This is a genomic window from Flavobacterium sp. CG_9.1 (assembly GCF_015751645.1).
Lineage (GTDB): Bacteria > Bacteroidota > Bacteroidia > Flavobacteriales > Flavobacteriaceae > Flavobacterium > Flavobacterium xanthum.
The window spans coordinates 1-1,538 of the sequence record NZ_JADOVC010000077.1 but is presented as its reverse complement, the minus strand read 5'-3'; the positions used below and the strand labels follow the sequence as shown (position 1 = coordinate 1,538).

The 1,538-nt window shown below is 29.1% G+C and carries 1 protein-coding gene; it reads right to left on the bottom strand.

The window, feature by feature from the left end; all coding sequences use genetic code 11:
* Positions 1–105 precede the first annotated feature (105 nt).
* Positions 106–1,329, bottom strand: a complete 1,224-nt coding sequence (locus IWX83_RS17060; RefSeq protein ID WP_196831352.1) for a retropepsin-like aspartic protease — start codon at positions 1,327–1,329, stop codon at positions 106–108.
* Between the last annotated feature and the right edge of the window lie 209 nt (positions 1,330–1,538).

Below are 1,538 nucleotides of genomic sequence, written 5' to 3'. Positions count from 1 at the left end.
CCATCTCTTTGCGAACCGCCGAATACGTGACCCGTACGTTCGGTGGTGTGAGAGGCGCACTCCGTCAGTTACTGGCGGAGCCGTCTACTCGATTGGCAGAAGTTTTTATATTTTAAGCTCTTTTATTTCTCCTTCTTTATTTTTAATAGTTATTTTTTCAATTACAATATCTTTAAAAATTGACTTTTTTGATATTAAATCACAAATCGCATAATTCTCATAATTGATGTTATTAATTGCAATTATTTCATCTCCTGTAAAAATAATATTTTTTAAATTTTCATCCCATACAATACCAATTGAAAGCTTGTTGTTTAAGATTGTTGGTAAAAAACCTATTTGTTTTTCAGTTAAATCTGTATTAATTGTATATTCATCAAAGTAAAATCTTTTGTTCTTAAAATCAATAGTTCCTATTCCTTTTTCAAACAAGTCTATACCAATTTTTGAGTTATCGTCATTAGTTGTTAAAGTAGTAATATTTAGAAAATTCGAATTTGTTATCTTTAATTTTGGTAATAATAATCTTGTGTGATTGCTCGAAATAGAGTTACCAAAAAGACTAATGCTCTCAGTTCCATTTCCTGTTGCGTTAACTTCAAATATTTTAGCCTTTTCAAATAAATTAAAATGTTTATTCGAAATGGAATAAAATCCTTTCATTCCTGTGTCTAACAATACTTGCTCTTTTCCTGAATTTGTTCCAATTAACTTAACCCAAATATAGGGACTACTTTGAATTCCTAAAAGTTGTAATTTAGAACTATTCCTTTTGTCTAATTTGAAGTTTTTAATGTCGTTTGTTATTGTTAAGATTTTTTTATTTATATCTATCTGTATAATTGAATTTCGTAGTAAATTACTTCCGATAAAACCATCAATGTTGAAACAGTCAAAGACTAAATTTTTTTCATCATCAGATGACAAAGCAACAGTATTCTTAAAGTTAATGTTTCCAATGGTTAAGTTTGGTAATTCAACAATATTCATCGATGTTTTATTTTCATTAGCGTCACTTACTTCTATTTTATTTTGAAATTTTGGGTTTAATATTGTAGTCAACTTTTTTGATATTAAGTTCGATGCGCCTGTATCTAATAAAAATCTGTAGGTAATATTATTAATCACTACTGGAATTATTATTTTTCCATTGACAAATTCAAAATTCACTTCGGTTAAATAATTTTCAGTTTCTGTTTCGCCCTTGTTTAAATTAATATTTTGTGCAATTGCATTATTTAAAATTAATAGTAAAAATAAAAATTGTAATTTTTTCATCTGTTTCTCTATATTATTGAATTCTCCTCTCGTTTTTAAAATTTCTGCCAACGTTCCCGCGCTTTGCGCTGTTGCGAGCTTCGAAACTCCTTATTTTCTGTTAAAGATACTATTTCTTGCGGAAGAATAACGTCCGGCTTGCACAAAATTCGCAATAGCGCAAAACGTGTGTGTGTGCCCTGCATGAGCAGGACACACGCTGTAAGCTTGAATAAAAATTCGAAAATACAAATTGTCGAATTAGAAAACAAAACTTACAG